At 72.6% G+C, this 19,693-nt stretch carries 17 protein-coding genes; 5 read left to right on the top strand and 12 right to left on the bottom strand.

Annotated features, from left to right (window positions below; genetic code table 11):
- From PV410_RS14640 to PV410_RS14620, 5 genes are all read right to left on the bottom strand, one after another.
- The coding region (locus PV410_RS14640; protein ID WP_500324906.1) for a Gfo/Idh/MocA family protein at window positions 1-689 on the bottom strand (689 nt) is incomplete at its 3' end.
- Window positions 690-764: 75 nt separating this feature from the next.
- Window positions 765-1,961 carry an ROK family transcriptional regulator gene (locus tag PV410_RS14635; protein ID WP_500324628.1) on the bottom strand — a complete coding sequence of 399 codons (1,197 nt, stop codon included), beginning with the start codon at window positions 1,959-1,961 and terminating at the stop codon, window positions 765-767.
- A 35-nt stretch (window positions 1,962-1,996) separates the two neighbouring features.
- Entirely contained in the window at window positions 1,997-2,866 is an 870-nt protein-coding gene (locus PV410_RS14630) for a carbohydrate ABC transporter permease (protein WP_500324626.1), read from the bottom strand.
- Window positions 2,866-3,873, bottom strand: coding sequence for a carbohydrate ABC transporter permease (locus PV410_RS14625; RefSeq protein WP_500324624.1), 1,008 nt, complete (start codon window positions 3,871-3,873; stop codon window positions 2,866-2,868). Before PV410_RS14625 ends, PV410_RS14630 begins: the two co-directional genes overlap by 1 nt.
- 34 nt (window positions 3,874-3,907) lie before the next feature.
- Window positions 3,908-5,308, bottom strand: coding sequence for an ABC transporter substrate-binding protein (locus PV410_RS14620; RefSeq protein ID WP_500324623.1), 1,401 nt, complete (start codon window positions 5,306-5,308; stop codon window positions 3,908-3,910).
- 152 nt (window positions 5,309-5,460) lie between these two features.
- Between PV410_RS14620 and PV410_RS14615 the strand changes: the two genes are divergently transcribed.
- From PV410_RS14615 to PV410_RS14600, 4 genes are read left to right on the top strand one after another with little or no spacing between them, the layout of a single operon-like run.
- The gene (locus PV410_RS14615) at window positions 5,461-6,507 is read left to right on the top strand and encodes a zinc-dependent alcohol dehydrogenase (RefSeq protein ID WP_500324622.1); all 1,047 of its coding nucleotides are present in this window, start codon (window positions 5,461-5,463) and stop codon (window positions 6,505-6,507) included.
- A gap of 14 nt (window positions 6,508-6,521) precedes the next feature.
- Window positions 6,522-7,322: a sugar phosphate isomerase/epimerase family protein gene (locus PV410_RS14610; RefSeq protein WP_500324620.1), complete on the top strand. Its 801-nt coding sequence runs from the start codon at window positions 6,522-6,524 to the stop codon at window positions 7,320-7,322.
- A complete protein-coding gene (locus PV410_RS14605; RefSeq protein WP_500324618.1) occupies window positions 7,319-8,689 on the top strand; it encodes an MGH1-like glycoside hydrolase domain-containing protein in 1,371 nt (456 codons plus the stop codon). Before PV410_RS14610 ends, PV410_RS14605 begins: the two co-directional genes overlap by 4 nt.
- Entirely contained in the window at window positions 8,686-10,641 is a 1,956-nt protein-coding gene (locus PV410_RS14600) for an amylo-alpha-1,6-glucosidase (protein WP_500324616.1), read from the top strand. Before PV410_RS14605 ends, PV410_RS14600 begins: the two co-directional genes overlap by 4 nt.
- A gap of 87 nt (window positions 10,642-10,728) precedes the next feature.
- Here PV410_RS14600 and PV410_RS14595 read toward each other — a convergent pair whose 3' ends face one another.
- The 6 genes from PV410_RS14595 to PV410_RS14570 all read right to left on the bottom strand — a co-directional run bounded on the left by PV410_RS14595 (window position 10,729) and on the right by PV410_RS14570 (window position 17,720).
- The gene (locus tag PV410_RS14595) at window positions 10,729-11,562 is read right to left on the bottom strand and encodes an oxidoreductase (RefSeq protein ID WP_500324614.1); all 834 of its coding nucleotides are present in this window, start codon (window positions 11,560-11,562) and stop codon (window positions 10,729-10,731) included.
- 136 nt (window positions 11,563-11,698) lie between these two features.
- The gene (locus PV410_RS14590) at window positions 11,699-12,922 is read right to left on the bottom strand and encodes a helix-turn-helix transcriptional regulator (RefSeq protein ID WP_500324612.1); all 1,224 of its coding nucleotides are present in this window, start codon (window positions 12,920-12,922) and stop codon (window positions 11,699-11,701) included.
- 235 nt (window positions 12,923-13,157) lie between these two features.
- The gene (locus tag PV410_RS14585) at window positions 13,158-15,419 is read right to left on the bottom strand and encodes a M4 family metallopeptidase (protein WP_500324610.1); all 2,262 of its coding nucleotides are present in this window, start codon (window positions 15,417-15,419) and stop codon (window positions 13,158-13,160) included.
- A 544-nt stretch (window positions 15,420-15,963) separates the two neighbouring features.
- Window positions 15,964-16,341 (bottom strand): cupin domain-containing protein, encoded by a 378-nt coding sequence (locus PV410_RS14580; RefSeq protein WP_499515817.1) that lies wholly within the window; start codon window positions 16,339-16,341, stop codon window positions 15,964-15,966.
- 57 nt (window positions 16,342-16,398) lie between these two features.
- Window positions 16,399-16,959: a GNAT family N-acetyltransferase gene (locus PV410_RS14575; protein ID WP_500324608.1), complete on the bottom strand. Its 561-nt coding sequence runs from the start codon at window positions 16,957-16,959 to the stop codon at window positions 16,399-16,401.
- Between the two features lie 158 nt (window positions 16,960-17,117).
- Window positions 17,118-17,720, bottom strand: a complete 603-nt coding sequence (locus PV410_RS14570; protein WP_500324607.1) for an MBL fold metallo-hydrolase — start codon at window positions 17,718-17,720, stop codon at window positions 17,118-17,120.
- A gap of 80 nt (window positions 17,721-17,800) precedes the next feature.
- Here PV410_RS14570 and PV410_RS14565 point away from each other — a divergent pair, with 80 nt between their 5' ends.
- Window positions 17,801-18,292: a YfbM family protein gene (locus tag PV410_RS14565; RefSeq protein WP_500324605.1), complete on the top strand. Its 492-nt coding sequence runs from the start codon at window positions 17,801-17,803 to the stop codon at window positions 18,290-18,292.
- A 40-nt stretch (window positions 18,293-18,332) separates the two neighbouring features.
- Here PV410_RS14565 and PV410_RS14560 read toward each other — a convergent pair whose 3' ends face one another.
- Window positions 18,333-19,544, bottom strand: coding sequence for a glycosyltransferase (locus PV410_RS14560; protein WP_500324603.1), 1,212 nt, complete (start codon window positions 19,542-19,544; stop codon window positions 18,333-18,335).
- Window positions 19,545-19,693: the final 149 nt, after the last annotated feature.

The raw sequence follows: 19,693 nt of genomic DNA, 5'->3' as shown, positions 1-19,693 counted from the left end.
TGGTCGATGGCGGAGGTGTCGTAGACGAGCTCCCCACCGGGGCCCAGGAGTTCGATCCGGGTACGCGGCTTCGGCAGCCGGACGCTACCGGAGAGGGAGGCCTGGCTGACCGCCCCGTTCTCGTGCTCGCAGGTGACCTCGACCCATCGCCGGGGGTCGCCGGTGGCGCGGATCGAGGTGATCGGGCCGACGGCCGCGTCGAGGAGGTCGATCAGGTGCGGACCGAGGTCGAGCAGGGCGCCCTGTTCCAGGCGCCAGCCGGTGGCGAACTCCCCGCCGAGGAAGGCCCCGTGCAGGTAGCAGGACCGGGCACCGGTGACCTCGGCCTCCCGTGCACGCCGCAGGAAGGCGCGGGTCTCGGCCTGGTAGCGCTTGGTCAGCACCATCTGGGAGACGACACCGGCCTCGGCGACGGCTTCGGCGACCGCGCGTGCGGAGGCGAGGTCGGGGCCGAGCGGCTTCTCCAGCAGCAGGGCCTTGCCGGCCTTGGCGGCCCGTACGGCCAGTTCGGCCTGGACGGCGGGCGGCACGGCGAAGGCCACGGCCTCGCAGCGGTCGAAGAGTTCCTCGGGGCTGCCGGCCGTCGCCGCGCCGTAGGTGGCGGCGATCTCGCGGGCGGCCTCGGTCCGGCGGGCCCAGACGGCGGTGAGCCGGGTCTCGGGTCCGGCGGCCAGGATCCGCGCGTGCATGGCGCGGGCCCAGGGGCCGGCGCCGATCAGCCCGACCTCGACGGGGGCAGGGGTGTTCACGGTGGTGCTCCAGGGTCAGTTGGGCGCCGCGGCGGTCAGGCGTTCGTTGGCCTGGTCCGGGGCGTAGAGGTGCTCGACCACCATGGCGGTGGCGCCGGCGAGGGCGGCGCGGTCACCGAGCCGGGAGGTCACGACCTGCAGGTTGCGGGTGGCCCGGGGCAGCGCGCGCTGGTAGAGCAGTTCGCGCACCCCGGTGACGAAGTGGGTCTCGGCGAGGTCCCCGGCGATCATCAGGACCCCGGGGTTGAGCAGGGTGACGACCGTGACCAGCACCTCGCCGCAGCGCCGGCCGGCCTCGCGGGCCAGACGCACCGCGTCGGGGTGGCCGGCGTCGAGGTGCCCGCGTACCTGCGCGGCGGAGCCGGCCGGCACGCCGAGGGCGCTGAGCTGCCCGGCCAGCGCGCGGCCGCTGGCGACGGCGGCGAGGCAGCCGTGGGAGCCGCACATGCACAGGGCGTCGGACGCGTCGTGCAGGCGGATGTGCCCGAGGTCGCCCGCGCCGCCGTCGATCCCGCGGAAGGCGCTGCCGTCGATGACGACGCCCGCGCCGATGCCGGTGGACACCTTGACCAGGACGAAGGCCGAGCAGTCGCGCCAGGAGCCGCGCTGCTCACCCAGGGCCATGAGGTTGGCGTCGTTGTCGACGAGGACCGGTACCGAGGCGGGCAGGCCGGCGTGGTGGGCGAGCGCCTCCTGCATCCGGGCCGGGACGGGGTAGCCGTCCCAGCCGGGCATGATCGGCGGCCGGACCACCACGCCGGTGGTCCAGTCGACGGGGCCGGGCACCGACAGGCCGACGCCGCACACCGTGGCCGCCGGGACGCCGGCGGCCACGAGGAGCTTGGCGAACCACCGGCCCAGTTCGTCCAGCACCCGCTCCGGGCCCTGGTCGAGCAGCAACTCCCCGGTGTGCTCGGCGAGCACCCGGCCGGACAGGTCCAGCACCGCGGCGCGGGCGCTGGTGGTGTCCAGGTCGGCGGCGAGCACCGCGGCGTGCCCGGAGTCGAACTGCAGGTGGGTGGAGGGGCGTCCGCCGGTGGACTGCCCGCCGGGTACGGTGCGCAGCCAGCCCGCGGCGAAGAGCTGGTCCAGCCGCTGGCCGACGGTGGAGCGGGACAGGCCCGTCACGCGCTGGAGTTCCCCACGGGTGGTCGCCTGCCCGGTCCTGATCAGTTCCAGCAGGTGTCCGGCGGTGCTCCAGGGCGTAGCCATCCGTCCTCGCTCCCCCTCGTGTCGGGCCATGGTGCTCAGCTCTTGTCCGCGCCGCTGGTCAGGCCCTCGGTGAGGAGCCGTTCGGCCGCGTAGAAAAGGAGTACCACGGGAAGCGTCAGCACGACGGAGCCTGCCATGAGGACGGTCTTCGGTACCTCGATGCCGTTGGCGAGTTGCTGCAGGCCCAGGGAGACCGTCCACTTGCCGGGTTCGGCGGCGAGGAACAGCAGCGCGAAGAGGAACTCGTTCCAGGCGATCATGAAGACGTACAGCCCGGTGGCCATCAACGACGGGGCGGCCAGCGGCAGGACGACCTTGCGCACGGTCTGCAGCCGCGAGGCGCCGTCGAGGGCGGCGGCCTCCTCGATGCTCTCCGGGATGGTGATGAAGTAGTTCTTCAGCATGTAGATGGACACCGGGACGGTCTGCGCGATGTAGACGATCGCGAGGCCGAACAGGCTGCCCTGCAGGCCGATCCGGGCGAAGATGACGAACAGCGGCACCGCGAGCAGCGTCGCCGGGAAGAGGTAGACGGCCAGGAACAGCGCGCTCACCTGCCGGCCGCCGAAGAACTTCAGCCGGGTGATGGCGTAGGCGCCCGGGACCGACACCAGCAGGGTCAGCAGCATGGTGCCGAGCGCCACCAGGGCGGAGTTGCCGAGCATCCGCAGGAAGCCCTGGCCGCCGTCGTCGACCGACTTGAGGACGGTGCGGTAGGTGTCGAGCGTGAACTCGGAGGTGCCGACCCAGAGCTTGCCCGGATCGAGCAGCAGCTGGTCGATCGGCTTCACCGAGAGCAGCAGCATGTAGTAGAAGGGGAAGATCGTGATGACCGCGAGTCCGGCGATCACCACCCAGCGCAGGACGGCGAAGGTGCGGTCCTCGATCTGTGCGCGACTGGCCATCACGCCTCCTCCTGAACCTTCTTGGCGAAGAACTTGAAGTAGATGCCGAGCAGCACGGCGAGGATCGCGGCGAGGACGAGGGCCTGGGCCGCGGCGGCGCCCACGTCGTAGCGGGCGGTGAGGAAGTCGTAGACGCGCACGGCGACCACGTCGGTGCCCGAGCCGCCGCCCGTCAGCAGGTAGATGTCGTCGAACTTGTTGAAGGTGAGGATGAAGCGCAGCACCGACAGCAGGGCGATGACCGGCATCAGCTGGGGCAGGAGGATGTGGCGGAACCGCTGCGTGATGGTGGCACCGTCGACGACGGCGGCCTCCTCCAGCCCCTCCGGGACCGCCTGCAGACGGGCCATCAGGAACAGGAATGCGAAGGGGAAGTAGCGCCAGGTCTCGAAGGCGATCACGGTGAGCAGGGCCAGCGGCACGTGGACGTGCCACCCGAGGAGCGAGATCTCCTGGGACCTGGTGGACAGGAAGGCGACCGGCTCGTCCCAGCCGAACACCTTGGTGCCGACCTCGTTCACGATGCCGAACTGCGGGCTGAGGGCGATCTCCCAGACGAAGGTCACGGCGACCACGGGCGCCACGTACGGCAGCAGCATGGTGCCGCGGAGCAGGGCCCGGCCGCGGAAGGGACGGCGCAGCGCGAGCGCCGCGATCAGGCCGAGGACGATGGAGCCGGCGGTGGCACCGACCGTGTAGACCAGGGTGGTCCACAGGGAGGTCCAGAAGCCGGGCGAGGTGAAGACCTGGCTGAAGTTGCCCCAGGTCCAGTTGGACAGGAAGCCCATGCCCTGGATGTCGACCAGCCGGGCGTGCTGGAAGGCCAGCAGGACGGTCCAGGCGATCGGCAGGACCACGACGACCAGGACCACCAGGAGGGTGGGCGAGACGAAGGCGAGTCCGGCGCGGTTCTCCCGCTGGGCCAGGGTCAGCGGGCGCTGGGACTTGGTGTTCGCGGTGTCCGCCTCCGGCGTTCTCCGCTGCTGTGTGCTCTGTGCGGTGCTCATCACTGCTTCCTTGAAGGACGAGGCCGGGGGCGGCTCACTGGAGGGACTTCTGCAGGGACGCGACTTCCTCGTCGGCCTCCTCGGCCGCCTCCTGGGGGGAGGTCTGGCCGGTGGTCATGTCACCCACCGCCTTGGGGATGGGCAGTTCGCCGATGGTGGCGCCCACGAGTGCGCCCTGGCCCTGGGTAATGCCCCAGCGCTTCATGTTGCCGACGCCGGCAGCGAGTTCGTCGAGCAGCTGCGGGGAGAAGACCTCTTCCATGGACTTCTTGGTGTCCACGCCCATGTCGCTGGCCCGCCAGGCCTTGAGGTACTTCTGCGGATCATCGGCGGTTCCGGCCCGGACCGGGATCTTGCCCTCGGGGGCCATGCCGAACCAGCCCTGGTAGCCGTCGCCCATCATGAACTCGATGAACTTCTCCGAGGCGGCGGTCTCGGCGGTCTTGGTCACGACCCACGAGGAGACCTCGCCGAACTGGGCGGGCTTGGTGGAGTCGGGTCCGCTCAGCGCGGTGACGATCCCGCTGTTGTCGGAGAGGTACTGCGGGTCCTTCTTGCACTGGGCGCAGCTGGGCAGGGCGTCGTTGCGCAGTCCGGCCAGCTCGTCGAGGAGGAAGGTGGACCAGACGATCATGGAGGAGCGCCCGGCGAAGTAGGTGGCCCGGGTGGTGTCCACGGTCTGGGTGCCCGGGGCGCCGTAGTCGCCGGCGAGCTTGTTGTAGGCGTCGAAGGCGCGGTCGCACTGGGGGCTGTCGAGGGTGACGTCGCCCTTGGTGTCGGCGAGTTCGCAGCCGTTGGCGAGGGCGAGGTCCTCGAAGCTCTGCTGGGTGAAGACGTCACCGGGGTCGGTGGAGAGCGAGATGCCGCTCGTGCCGCCGCTGTGGAGCTCGCGCGCGGCCTTGAGCATCGCGTCGTAGCTGTCGGGGGCGGCGAGCCCGGCCTTGGCGAAGAGGTCCTTGCGGTAGACGAGGATCTGCATCCAGGCGTCGCTGGGCACGCCGAGGCGGGTGGCCCCGTCGCCGGTCAGCTTCAGGGCGTTGCTGTTGAACGTCCCCGCCCCCAGGTCGTCGACGATCTTCTTCGTGGCGTCGGTGTTCAGCAGGCCGTTGCTGTACATCTGCCAGACCGGCGCGAGGGGTATGCCGCCGATGACGTCGGGGAGGGTGCCCGCGGCGGCGGCCGACATGATCAGCTGCGGCAGCTGTCCCTCGTCGACCCCGACCAGGTTCACCTTGACCCCGGACTCCTTCTCGAAGGCGGCGATGGTCTTCTTCGTCGCCTCCACGCGGTCGGTGAGGTTCTCCAGGCTCCAGACGGTGATCTTGTTGTCGGGTTTCCCGTCGTCCTGCGCCGCGCAGCCGGACATCACCCCGATTCCCACTACGGCGGCCAAGCCGCTCGCCAGCGCCCTCGACCGTCGGGACCACATGCGCATCAACCGTCCTCATCGTCAGCCTTGCGTTACGTACGCGTTGCATCAGAGCACCACTTTTGCTTGTTGACAAGACTTAAGTCTCGGATATCTTCGACGTAAGTCAGCCGTCGATGGCTGAACGGACCGCATAACCGATCTTTCCGGAGTCCCCTGTGGAACGCGTAGTCCAGTTCACCGGCCCCCGTCAGGTGGAGGTCGCCCCGAGCGAGTCAGTCCCCCTGCCCCCTGGCCATCTGCGCGTACGAACCCGCTACTCCGGCATCTCGGCGGGCACCGAGCTCACCGCGTACCGCGGCACCAACCCGTACCTGACCCGCACCTGGGACCCGGAGGCGCGCCTGTTCCGCGAGGGCGCGGCGGGCATCGAGTACCCCGTCGCCGGCTGGGGGTACTCCGAGGTCGGCGAGGTGACGGAAGTCTCACCCGAGCTCACGGACGTCCCCGGCATGCCCGCCGTGGGCGACCTCGTCTGGGGCATCTGGGGCCACCGCAGCGAGGGCGTCGTGCCCGCCGAGCGCATGGTCGGGCACGTGCTCCCGGCCGGCCTGGAGCCGCTGGCCGGTGCCTTCGCCCGCGTCGGGGCGATCGCCTACAACGCGGTCCTCGGCGCCGACGTCCACCTCGGTGAGGACGTCGCCGTCTTCGGCCAGGGCGTCATCGGGCTGCTCACCACCCGGCTCGCCCAGCTGAACGGCGCCCGCGTCACCGCGGTCGACGCGCTCGACGTCCGCCTCGCCAAGGCCGCGGAGTACGGCGCGACGACCACCCTCAACGCCCGCACGGACGCGGTCGCCGAGCGGATCCGCGCCGCCACCGACGGCCGCGGCGCCGACGTCGCCATCGAGATCAGCGGCGCCTACCCGGCCCTGCACGACGCCCTGCGCTCGGTCGCGGTCGGCGGGCGCGTCGTGGCCTCCGGCTTCTACCAGGGCGACGGAGTGGGCCTGCGGCTCGGCGACGAGTTCCACCACAACCGCGTGCAGCTGATCTGCTCCCAGATCGGCGGGGTCCCGCCGCAGCTCAGCGGGCGCTGGAGCGTCGAACGCCTCCAGCAGACCTTCCTGCGGCTGGTCGCCGAGGGCCGCGTCGACGTGAAGTCCCTCGTCAGCCATGTCGTCCCGGTCGCCGAGGCGGCCGAAGCCTACGTCCTGCTGGATGAGCGTCCCGCCGACGCGCTCCAGGTCGTCCTGGAGTTCTGAGAGGCCCTTCGATCATGTTCAAGACCGCTTGCCAGGAACAGCTGCTGCCCGGTGACACCCTCCAGCAGAAGTGGGAGTTCGCCCAGGAAGCCGGCTACGACGCCATCGAACTGCGCGGCAAGGGCGACCTCCACTTCCGCGACCGGCTCCCCGAATTGCGCAGGGCCCAGGCCGACGGGGTCGTCATGCCGACCGTCTGCGTCGACATGCTGCACTTCTTCGGCGCCTTCGACCCCGACCTGCGCCGTGACGCCGTCGCCCAGATGAAGTCGCAGCTCAGCGTCATCGCCGAACTCGGCGGCCGCGGCGCCCAGACCCCCGCCTCGTACGGCATGTTCTCCCGCAGGTTGCCGCCCTTCGAACCGCCGCGCAGCGAGGAGGAGGACCGCGAGGTGCTCCTGAAGGGTCTGACGGAACTGGGCGAGCACGCCCGTGCCGAGGGTGTCACGCTCTTCCTGGAGCCCCTCAACCGCTACGAGGACCACATGGTCAACCGGCTGGAGCAGGCCGCCGACCTGATCCGCACCGTGGGTCTGGACTCGGTGCGCATCGGGATCGACAGCTACCACATGAACATCGAGGAGACCGATCCTGCTGCGGCGATCCTGGCCGTGGCACCGCTGATCGGCCACGCCCAGGTCAGCGACTCCAACCGCTTCCAGCCCGGCGCCGGCCACCTGGACTGGCCGGCCTGGCTCGGGGCGCTGGACGCCGCCGGGTACGACGGCTACCTGGCCGCGGAGTGCCGTCTGACCGGTGACCCCGTCGACGCCGTGCGCTCCGTCCCCGCGTTCCTGCACCGGGCCGCCGGATGACGGCCGTCCTCGAACCGGCCCTGCGCTCCCCAGACCGCGAAGGGGACCAGGACACCGCGCTCCGCCGGGCCGCCGCCCGCGTCCTGCTGTCCAACTGGACGGGCGCGGCGACCGTCCCCTCGCGCACCCTCTACCCGCACCAGTGGAGCTGGGACTCCGCCTTCATCGCCATCGGGCTGGCCCGGCTCGCCCCGCGCAGGGCCCAGCGCGAACTGGAGACCCTGCTGGGGGCGCAGTGGCGCGACGGCCGTGTCCCGCACATCGTCTTCAACCCCTCGGTGCCCCTGGACGCGTACTTCCCGAGCCCCGACTTCTGGCGCAGCTCGGGCGCGGGTGCCGCCTCGGGCGCGCCGGCGGACATCGAGACCTCCGGCATCGTCCAGCCCCCGGTGCACGCCCTCGCCGCCTGGCAGGTCCACCTCGCGGACCCGGCCGAGTCCCGGCGCCGCGGTTTCCTGCGCCGGATGTACCCCCGGCTCGCCGCCTGGCACCGCTACCTCGCCGCCTCGCGCGACCTGGGCGGCGGCGGGCTGGCGGCCGTGGTGCACCCCTGGGAGCCCGGCCTGGACAACAGCCCGGTCTGGGACGCGGCGCTCGCCCGGGTCGAACCGGCCCCGCCGGAGTCCTTCCGCAGGGCGGACCTCGACCACAGCGCGCCCGCCGACCGCCCCACCGACCTCGACTACGGCCGCTACGTCCGGCTCGCCGCCGACTACCGCGACCACGGCTACGACGACGCGCGCACCCCGCACGCCTTCGCCCTCGAGGACCCCTGCTTCAACGCCCTGTTCATCGCCTCCGAGCACGCCCTCGCCGAGATCGCCGCGGCCGCCGGCGCGGACCCCGGACCGCACCGCCGGAAGGCGGCCGAGGCCACGGCCGCGCTGGTCGACCGGCTGTGGGACCCCACCGCGGGCATCTTCCTCGCCCGTGACCTGACGACCGGCGGGGCCGCCGGCGGCCACAGCGTCGCGGGACTCGTACCGCTGATCGTGCCGGGCCTCCCCGACACCGTCGTACGGTCGCTGATCGCGACGGCGCACGGCGAGCGCTTCCGGCTCGGCCGTGTGCACCTGGTGCCGAGCTACGACCTCACCGCCCCCGAGTACGACGGCAACCGCTACTGGCGGGGCCCCAGTTGGTTCAACACCGCCTGGCTGGTCCACCGCGGCCTGCGGCAGCACGGCGCGACCGAGGCGGCGGGCGCCCTGCGCGACCAGGCGCTCGACGACGCCCGCCGCACCGGCTTCGCCGAGTACGTCGAACCGCACAGCGGCCAGGGCCGCGGCATCCGCCGCTTCAGCTGGACCGCGGCGCTGGCCCTGGACCTGCTGCACCGGACACCGCAAGGAGAGCCCGCCCGATGACCGTCGAACGTCTGCTGGTCCACCGCGGCACCTTCGCCTCCACCAGCCGCTCCGGCGACATCACCGGACGCCGTGGCGACACCCCGGACGGCCTCTTCCTCCGCGACGCCCGGCACCTGAGCCGCTGGCGGCTCACCGCGGACGGCGTCGCGCCGTCCCTGCTGACCTCCTCCGACGACGGCTTCGTGCTCACCCCTGAGGGCGGCCGCGACGAACCGCCCGCGTACGCGCTCTTCCGCCGCCAGGCCGTCGTGGCGGGTGCGCTCACCGAGCGCGTCCGCGTGGTCAGCAACCGCGCGGAGCCGGCGACGGTGGAGATCGCGCTGGAGGTGGACGCGGACTTCGCCGACCAGTTCGAGCTGCGGGGCGACCACCGGCACTACGACAAGGCCGACGGGCGGCGCACCGTCGAGGACCGGCCGGACGGCGTCACCTTCCGCTACCGGCGCGGCGAGGACTGGGACGCGCGGACCACCGTCACCGCCTCCCCCGCCCCCGCGGAGGTCCGCCCGCTGGCGCCGGAGGGCACCGCGCGCCTGCTCACCTGGCGGCTGTCCCTGCCCGGACACGGTGCGGCCGAGCTCGCCCTGAGCGTCCGGGCGGTGCCCCACGGCGCCGCGGAACCGGCCGCTCCCCCGGACCCGCTGGCGGTCCGCAACCGGCATGCCGCCGAGGAGGACGGCTTCGTCCAGGCGCGGCCGCGGCCGCGTTCGCTCACCAACTGGGACGAGCTCGCCCGGGCCTGCGCGGCGGGCCTGGCCGACCTGGCCCGGCTCCGCGTACCGGCGACGGGCCCGGCCGGCGAGCCGCTGCTGGTGCCCGCGGCCGGCATCCCCTGGTTCCTCACCCTCTTCGGCCGCGATTCGCTGCTGACCTCGCTGTTCGCGCTGCCGTACCGGCCGGAACTGGCCGCCGACACCCTCCTCGCGCTGGCGGCCACCCAGGGCACCCGGTACGACGCGGCCCGCCTCGAGCAGCCGGGCCGGATCGTGCACGAGGTCCGGCACGGTGAACTCGCCCACTTCCGGCAGGTGCCGTACGGCCGCTACTACGGCAGTGCCGACGCCACGCCGCTGTTCCTGGTGCTGCTGGAGGCCCACAGCGCGGCGACCGGCGATCCGCGGCTCGCACGGCGCCTGGAGCCGCACGCCCGTGCCGCGGTGGAGTGGATGTTCCGCGACGGCGGGCTGGGCGGGAGCGGCTACCTCCGCTACACCTCCGACGCCGCGCGCGGAGGGCTCGCGCACCAGAACTGGAAGGACTCCGAAGGAGCCATCTGCTTCGCCGACGGCCGCCGGCCCGAGGGCGCGCTCGCCGTCGCCGAGGTCCAGGGCTACGCCTACGACGCCCTGGTCCGCACCGCGCGCCTGGCCCGGACCGTGTGGGGCGACGCCGAGGAGGCGGCACGGCTCGAGAAGGCCGCGGCGGACCTGCGGGAACGGTTCCGCCGGGACTTCTGGATGAGCGGCCCGGACTTCCCCGCCCTCGCCCTGGACGGCGAGGACCGGCAGGTCGACGCCCTCGCCTCGGACGCCGGGCACCTGCTGTGGTCCGGCATCCTCGACCCGGCCGACGCCCGGACGGTGGGACGGCGCCTGCTGCAGCCCGACTTCTTCTCCGGCTGGGGGGTGCGCACCCTGGCGTCGGGCCAGGCCCCCTACCACCCGCTGTCGTACCACCGCGGCAGCATCTGGCCGCACGACAACGCGGTCGTCGTGCTGGGGCTGGCGCGCAGCGGTCTGGCGGAGGAGGCCTCGGAGATCGCCCACGGGCTGGTCCAGGCGGCCGCCGCGCACGACTGGCGGCTGCCGGAGGTGATGGCCGGGTACGGACGGGACGAGCACCCGGTCCCCGTGCCGTATCCGCACTCCTGCTCGCCACAGGCCTGGGCCGCGGCCACGCCCCTGGCACTGCTCACCGCGCTCAACGGCGGCCCCGAGGCGCTGCGCTGAGACCGGCCGGCACAGCCCGGGCCCCGGGTCCCCCGCCGTCACGGCGGGGGACCCGGGGCCTTCACGGCGCCGCGGAGCCGGCCCGGCTCACGAGGTGAAGTCGGTGGACAGGGCGAGGTCCCGCCACGTCCCGATCTCACGGGCCACTGCGGCGAGCTTGTCCTCCACGTCGGCGAGGCTGGCCTTGCCCAGCGGGATCCGGGCCGGCATCTCCTCCGCCCGGGCGACGGTGATGATGGCGGCCGCCGCCTTCACCGGGTCGCCGTCCTGGGCGTGGTTGCTGTCGTCGGCCCAGGCGCGCATGCCTCCCGCGCTGTCCTGGTAGTCCTCGATGACCCGCTCGGTGCGGTGCAGCGAGGAGGAGTCCAGGAAGTCCGTCCGGAACGGGCCGGGCTCGATGGCGGTCGCCTGGATGCCGAGCGGCGCGAGCTCCAGCCGCAGGGCCTCGGTCACGGCCTCGACGGAGAACTTGGTCGCGCAGTACAGGCCCCAGCCCGCCCAGCCGACGAAGCCGCCGACGGAGCTGAGGTTGACGATCCGTCCGGAACGCCGGGCCCGCATGACGGGCAGGACGGCACGGGTCACGGTCAGCAGTCCGAAGACGTTGGTGTCGAACACCGCGCGCGCCTCGGCGTCGCTGGTCTCCTCCACCGCGCCGAGCAGGCCCCTGCCCGCGTTGTTGACGAGGACGTCGATGGTGCCGAAGCGCTCGACCGCCGCCTGCACGGCGGCCCGGGCCTGCTCCTCGTCGTTCACGTCGAGCGGTACGGCCAGCAGCCGGTCCGCGTGGGCCGCGAGGGCCTCCTCCACGGCACGGGGGGTACGGGCGGTGGCCACGACGTTGTCGCCCCGCTCGAGAGCCTGCCGGGCGATTTCCAGGCCGAACCCGCGGGATGCGCCGGTGATGAACCACGTCGTCATGGTGGTGTGCTCCTCATGATCACTGGGGGTCGTTCTGTCGACGTGTCCCAGCGTGTGCCCGCGGCGAAGGGCGGGCCAGAGAAGGATCAACCGTAGGCGACGGCTTCCTGGGACCGGCAGTACCAGCCAGTTCCGGTCACGGGCGCACGGCGGCGGGGCTCGCCGACCAGGTGGCCAGGAACCGCAGCGCCTCGTGGGCGGGTGTGCCGGGCTGCGCGGTGTAGACGAAGACGGTCTGGTCCGGGTCGTCGCCCACGACGAGGCTCTGGAAGTCCAGCGTCATCGTGCCGGCCACCGGGTGCCGGAAGGTCTTCTGCCCCGCGGCCCGGGTCCGCACCCGGTGGTCCGACCACCAGCGGCGGAAGTCGGCGTCGGCCTCGGCGAGTTCCTGCACCAGCACCTTCAGCCGCGGGTCCTGCGGGTCGCGCGCCGCGCCCATGCGGAGGTAGGCGACGCACTCGCGGGCGACGGTCCGCCAGTCCGCGTAGAGCTCGCGGAAGGCCGGGTCCAGGAACGCCATGCGCACCAGGTTGCGTTGCGGTTCCGGAACGGCGGCGAAGTCGGCGATCAGGGCCGCGCCCAGCGGGTTCCAGCCGAGGACGTCCAGCCGGTGGCTCAGCAGCAGGGCCGGGTACTCCTGCAGCCCGTCGAGCAGGGTCTGCGTCTGCGGCCGGATGCGCGGCGGCGCGGAGGCGGACGGTTCTGCGCCGGCCGCAGCGACCCGCAGCAGGTAGTCGCGCTCGTCGGGCCGCAGGCGCAGCGCCCGCGCGAGCGACTCCAGCACCGCCGTCGAGACGTGCACCGTACGGCCCTGCTCCAGGCGCACCACGTAGTCCACGCTCACGTTGGCCAGCTGCGCCAGCTCCTCCCGCCGGAGTCCCGGCACCCGGCGGTGCCGCCCGTCGTCCGGCAGGCCCACGTCTCCGGGGTTCACCCGGGAACGGCACGCCCGCAGGAAGTCACCCAGCGTGGTGTTCGAAGCGTTCCGCTGACTCATACGTCGATTATCGACGCTGCGCGTCCATACCGGGGCGTCCCCGGCCGCAGGCCTTCGTGCGGAGTCCCGGGCGGGTCCGCCGGGCGGGTCCTTCTCAGGCTGTGTCCGCGCGGCCTGGGCGGCCTGGGCGGCGGTGAGCGTGAGGCAGCCGTCGACCGGGGCCGTGCGCGCGGCCCCGGCGAACAGCAGCGCGACGTCGACCGGCCCGAAGCGCCCGTCGACGGCGCGGACCCGGTCGAGCGAGGCGTTGCCGCGGCTGACGTGGTCGGTGGGGACACCGTCGCCGGACCCGGGTGGTGCCGCCCAGGCGCTCCGCGGCGCCCGCCGTGGAGCGCACCAGCGGCACCCGTTCCAGGTAGGCACGCCCCGAGGCGCGACCGGTCCGAGGTCCTGCGGTGCCAGGACGGACGGGGCCGTCCTGGCGAGCTCCCGGCCCGGGCCGGTTCAGCAACGGAGTCGCCGTGCGTCCGTACTTCCGCAGGGTCGTGGGCGTCGCACCACAGACGTATCGGGTGCGCCCTTACGTGCCGGGGCACGGTCCGGCGCCCGACCGTGACGGCGCAGCCGGCGCCGGAGCGGCACCGGCTGCGCACGGTGGTCAGAAGGTCAGGCTCCAGCGGTCGAGGTAGCCGGGGTCGACGGTGAAGATGCCGGGGGTGTTGTCCGTGACCCGCAGCTTCCAGGTGCCGTTGGCGGGGACCGCCGAGGCGTCCACGGTGTACGTGGCGTGCACCTCGCCCTCGCCGGTGTCCCAGTACCAGGGCTTCACCGGGATCTCCGTACCGTTCTCGGCGACCAGGGTGACGATCTGGCCGCCGACCCACGGGTGGACGAGGTCGATCGTCACCTTGAGGTCGCTGGACGCCTGGCCCTTGCGGCCGGTCACGATCAGCGGCGACTCGATCGTCTTCCAGTTGGGGATGTCGTAGCGGGCGGGGTTGACGAAGAAGCGCCCGCCGGAGGCCAGGACGGGCCAGTCGATTCGCACCGTGCGCTTGGCCTTGTGCTGCGCGGTGTTCTCGACGGTGATGGCCGTCTTGTAGGTGCCGGCCTTCTTCGGCGTGCCGCTGATCAGGCCGGTGCGCGCGTTGATGGACAGGCCCTTGGGCAGCTTGTGCGCGGAGTAGACCAGCCGCCCGGGGCTGGAGCCCACCGCCTCGATCTGACGGGTCATCGGCTGACCGACGGCCACGGGGCGGGTGGAGGGGGTCACGAGGGCGATGTGGTTGACGTAGCGGGCGCCGACGTTGACCGCCGCCCAGGCGTTGCCGACGGCCTCGTAGGTGTCGCTGCCCTGCCCGAACAGGTCGGCGGCCGCCTGGAGGGTGGCGGTGCGGGCCCCGGCGTAGTCGGTGCTGCTGGTCATGTAGGTGGTCAGCGCCCGGTACCAGATGTCGGTCGCGTTGTCCCGGCCGATGCCGGCGACCGGCAGGCCGTCGAAGGTGGGGCTGTCGTAGGCGACGCCGTTGATGGTCTTCTTCCCGCTGCCCTCGGAGAGGAGGTAGAAGAAGTGGTTCGCCGGGCCGGAGCTGTGGTGGACGTCCTCCTTCTTCAGCTGCGGCGTCCAGTAGTCCAGCGACGTGCCCTTGACGGGATCGGCGTCCTTGGACGGCTGGTCCATGTAGCGCAGCGGCTTGCCGGTGCCGCGGACGTCGGCGAGTTCGCCCATCATGTAGTCGGGGACGTCGGCGGGGTTGTCGGCGGCGAACTCCACGGCCGTGGCCATGATGTCGCTGGTCGCCTCGTTGAGGCCGCCGGACTCCCCGGTGTAGGTGAGGTTGGCGGTGGCGAAGGTGACGCCGTGCGTCATCTCATGGGCGGCGATGTCGAGTTCGGTGAGCGGGTGCTCGTTGCCGCGGCCGTCGCCGTACGTCATGCAGAAGCAGCCGTCGTCCCAGAAGGCGTTGGCGTACGAGTCGCCGTAGTGGACGCGGGAGAACGCCCCGACACCGTTGTCGGCGATGCCGTTGCGGCCGAAGCGCCCCTTGTAGAAGTCCCAGGTCTCGCGCTGGCCGTAGGCGGCGTCCACGGCGGCGGTCTGGCGGTCGGAGAGCGTGCCGTCGCCCCAGACGTCGTCGTCGTCGGTGACCAGGTTGCCGATGCCGCCCACGCCGGTCAGGTCGTACGTCTTGTGCCCGCCGCGCTCCGGGTCGGTCAGCTCGTAGACGCCGCCGTTGTTCACGGTGCCGATCTGCACCTGGCCGCTGTACTGGCTGTTGCCGGTGCCCGAGCGGATCTCCTCGACGCTCTGGAGCTCCTTGCCGGTCGCGGCGTCGGTGACGACGTTCAGCCGGCTCGGGGTCCCGTCCTTCTGGGTGCCGGTGACGGAGGACTGCCAGGCGAGGGTGGGCTTGCCGTCGCCGAGGAAGACGACCAGGCGGGGGGCGCCGTCCGCGGCGGGGTCCTGGGTCCGCTCGCTCTTGGCGGCGGAGAGGGCGGACTTCTTCGCCTTCGCGGCGCTGACGGCGGCCTTCGTCGTCGGCACCGTGATCCGGGCCGCCGACGCCTTGCTGACGGTGCGTCCGCCCGCCCGCTCGTGGACCACCAGATCGCCGCCGATGACCGGGAGCCCGGCGTAGGTGCGCTCGTAACGGGTGTGCACCGTACCGTCGGCGTCCTTGATGACGTCCTTGGGTATCAGCGCTTCCTTGTCGCCCAGCTGGAGGGCGCGGGCGGTGGCGGTACGCCCGTCGGACGCGGCCTTGAGCAGCTGCTTGCGCTGCGCGGCGGAAAGGGCGACGGAGCGCGCCCCGGGCCGGGACTCCGCGACGATCTTGCGCGGTGCCGTCCCGTCGCCCTCGGACACGGCGGCTGCGCCGGTGGCCGGGAGGAGGGGGGTCAGCAGTGCGGCCAGGGTCACGGCGGCGGTCGCCGCGACGCGGCCGCGTGCTCCGCGCGCACGGCGGGTGGGAGAGGGATTCGGCGGTGAACTGGCGCCCGTGACAGCGGGATGGTTCGTCACTCGTGGAGCTCCTTGTGCCCGGCCGCGTGAACGGCCGTCGGGGACGGGAACATTGGAGGCCCTTGATGCCTCCGCGAGATGACGTGCGAGTGATGCTCGCGCGACGTGGGGGATCGTTTCAGCATGGTCGTCCACTGTCATCACTGCGGAGATCATTGTCCGAAAGTCGGTCAGCCGCTCACCGTGGGAGCGGTCCCACGGCGAGCCGACCACGTGCGGATTTACGGTGCGGCAACAGTGAAGTGACGATGCCGAGCGAATAGTTCCAGCCACGGTGGCGGACAGGCCACACCGTCCGGATGATGCGGATCTGCGGACCTTTTCCCTGATCAGTGCGGGGCCGCCGAGGCCGCCATCGGCATCCGGCGGCTCGACTCGACGGTGCCGCCGAAAATTTCGAGCCAGCTCCCCGCGGGCTGCGGCCCGGGGCGGGGCGGGGCGGCTACTCCTCCTCGGCGGCCGGGACGGCGTAGCCCGGCACGGACGGCCAGCGGACGGTCAGCACCGTCGAGTCCTCCTCCGCCACCCACGAGTGGTCCACGCCCTTGCCCCAGACGACGTAGTCCCCCTGACGCGCCAGCACCACGGACCGCCCGGGGAAGTCGACCCGGAACCGCCCGCTGACGAGGACCTGCAGCGCCGTCCGCTCCTCCCCGCGCACCCACTCCCCGCGCTCGTCCCCCGCCGGATGGACGCCCCACTTGATCTCCACGGCGTCACTGTGCCGGGGGTCGCCCGCCTCCTTGAAGTGCCCCAGCAGCCACCCCTTGTCGAGCGGCGCGTCCTCACCGGCATTGCCCACGTAAACGCTGTCGTCCATGGCCGGGACGCTAACACCGCGGCGCGACCGTCCTCGGCGCCCGGCGGCGTGCGTGCCTCAGTCCGCCTCGCGGGGTTCGCCCATCGCCATCTCGGCCGTCACGGCCCACCGTTCGTGGCCCCGCCAGGCGCCGTCCAGGTACTGGAAGCGCGGGGAGTACCCCTCGCGCTCGAAGCCCAGCCGCTCCACCAGCCTGATCGACGCCACGTTCGCGGGCTGGATGTTGGCCTCCAGCCGGTGCAGGCCGAGGTCACCGAAGGCGTAGGCCATCACGAGCCGGAGCCCCTCCGTCATGTAGCCGCGACCCGCGGTCGACGCGTACGCGACGTAGCCGAGGGCACCACTCTGAATGGTGCCCCTGACGATGTTGTTGATGTTGACCCCGCCGACGATGGCGCCGGTCCCGGGGAGGCAGATCACGAATCCCTCGTGCGTCGGGTGGTCGAAGCGCCCGACCCAGGCGCGGAAGGACTCGGGGGTGTGCTCCCACGCGGGCACCCAGGGCGCGTGCAGTGCGGCGCTCTCCCGGGAGAGCGCGCCGATCTCTTCGTGGTCCCGTGCGGTGATCCGCCGGATGGCCACCCGGGGGCCGTGCGCGAGGAAGGTGTCGTCAGCCATCGCGCGATCGTAGTGCCGCCGGCCCCCGTGGTACCGCTTCCCGACGAACGGCGTTCACCCGCGGGCCATCTGTGCGTGGACGTCAGCGGTGGGCGCCGAAGCGCCGGCCGGCCGCCGGTCTGCCGGTGTCGCCGTCGCCGTCTCCGGGGGAGGCACCTTCACGTTCGGAGGGATTCACCGGGCCGCAGGTACCGGTACCCGTGGTCGGTCTGTTCCGCGAGCCAGCCGTTGACGCTGCCGAGTCCCCGCTCGTTGATCTGGCCGTCGTGGATCCCGAAGGCCCGGCGCGGTGAGACCGCGTTGACGAAGTCGATCGCCTCGGTCGTCTTCAGCCAGGAGGCCTGGAGCGGAACCATGAGCGTCTCGATCGGCTGCCCGGGCACGTGCAGGGCGTCACCGGGGTGGTAGACGGCGTCGTCGATGACGTAACCGAGGTTGGCGCAGGCGGGCCGGCCCGCGTGGACGGGCGCGTGACGGCCGCCGACCGCGCGCACGCGGAAACCCGCGGCGGTGAACTCCGAACCGGGGGTGACGCGGATCGCCTCCAGCCGCGGGACGTCCGCGTCGGCGGGAACGTGGACCGGTACGCCGAGCCCGGCCAGGCGCAGGACGTCGACGTGGTCGATGTGCTCGTGCGTCACGAGTACGGCGTCCGCCCCGGTCAGCGCGGCCGGCTCGCTCCACGTCCCGGGGTCGACGACGAGCACGCGCCCCTCGTGCTCGATGCGCACGCAGGCGTGGGTGTACTTGGTGATCCGCATGGCCCGAACGTAGCGGAGCCCGGACGGCCGTGTGGTTGGATCGCACCGCACCGCATCCGCGCACCCGCCGGGAGGGCACGATGGGGACCCGCGCCGTTCTCTTCGCCTTGGACGAAACCGACTCCGCACGCATTCTGGCCTGCGAGGACGACGACGCGCTGGCCGCGGTCGTCGAGGAGATCGAGGAGCGCTGGGGCAGCGACCACCTGTGCGAACTCGACTCGTCCTGGGACGCGTTGCACCGGTGCTTCACGGACGGTGACCTGAGCTTCGACAACGGCGAGTTCCCCCTGTCGCACGTCATCCTCGGCGGGGTACCGCTCCACGAAGAGGACGACTACATCGTCTGCCACGTCACCGCGGACCAGGTTCCCGAGGTCGCGGCGGCCCTGGAGCCGCTGGACGCCGTATGGCTGCGCGAGCGCTTCGCCACGCTCACCTTCGAGGCCTACCAGGGCACCGGCGACGCGGAGGACCTGGCCTACACCGAGGCGTTCCTGCCCGGGCTGAAGGACTTCTACCGGGCGGCGGGACGGGCGGGCCGTGCCGTGATCTTCACCGTCGACCAGTAGGCGTCGAGGAGCGGGCGGGGCCGGCTGGGCGACCGGTGCGTCAGACCCCCTCGGCCAGGCGCCGCGCGGCGGTCCGCGCGCCGTCGGTGCGGACGGTGCCGGCGACGGACCGGGCCCGGTCGGCCACCTCCGGGGCGAGGGCGGCGCGGAGCGCCGTGCGCAGCCGGTCCGCTGCGGGGGCGCCGGCGGGATGGGCGCTGCCGATGCCGAGCCGGGCGACGCGGCCGGCGAAGTAGAACTGGTCGAACATCTGCGGGAGGACGACCTGCGGTGTCCCCGCGGCCGTCGCCGCGGTGGTCGTGCCGGCGCCGCCGTGGTGCAGCACCGCGGCGACGCGCGGGAAGAGCGCCCGCTGGTTCACCTCGCCGATCGTCAGGCAGTCGGGACCGTCGTCCACGGGCGCCAGATCGGCCCAGCCCCGGGACACGACGACGCGTCGTCCGAGCGCGCGGGCGGTGCCGATCACCGTGCCGGCGACGCCGTCCGGTGCGCGCACGCTGCCGAAGCCGCAGTAGACGGGTGGCTCCCCGGAGTCCAGGAACGCCTCCACCTCGGGGGACAGCGGCCGGTCGTCCGGGAGCAGCCAGGCGCCCGTCTGGAGCACGTCGAGTGATGCGGACGGCTGGGGCCAGGGGGCCAGCACCGGGTCCGCTGCGAGCCACGGGGAGGAGGTGAAGATGTGGGCGCGCACGTCCTCGGCCGGCGGCAGTCCGGCGGCGGCGCGGCGGGCGTTGAGGGGGCCGGCCCACAGGGCGTTCCAGCGTGCGGCGTCCTCGGCCCAGAGTGCGCGGTGGTCGGCGTTCCCGGCCGCGGGTCGCTGCCCGAGCATGCCGAAGACGGGCGGTGCGTGCCGCTCGGAGGGCAAGGTGATGGGGGCGAACGCCGCGTACACGTAGCCGATGCCCCGCTGTTCGGCCACCGAGCGGGCGGCGACGGCCAGGGCCCCGCCCGCCACGACTGCGTCGCAGCCCTCGGCGGCCGCGCCCACGGCCTCGAACTGCGCGGCGACCGTGCCCTCGATCATCAGGCGCCGTTGCTCCGGGGTCGGAATGGTTACGGCACTCTGCTTCGCGGTACCGCGCAGTGCGGGTCCGACGGGCACGTACGTGATTCCCAGGGACCCGGCCCACTCACGGAAATCGGGAGGCGCGCACACCACCGCCTCATGCCCCATGGCCTTCAATTCGACCGCCAGCGCGACCAGCGGCTGGACTTCGCCGCGTGTCCCGATCGTGGACAACAGAAAACGCATCTCGCTCCCGTCCTGCGCCATTCCCCGGCGCGTGAGGAGCGATTTTCGCCCCCTATGGGGGCCTTGCGGCAAGGCCCCCCGTGCGCTATACGGTGGAAATGCGGGAAGGGGACGCCGGGCGTGCCGGATTTCATCGAGTCCGCCCGCAC

The sequence above is a fragment of the Streptomyces sp. PA03-5A genome, assembly GCF_033792725.1.
GTDB lineage: Bacteria > Actinomycetota > Actinomycetes > Streptomycetales > Streptomycetaceae > Actinacidiphila.
The sequence above is the reverse complement of the archived record's forward strand: the minus strand, read 5'-3'. Positions and strand labels throughout refer to the sequence as shown.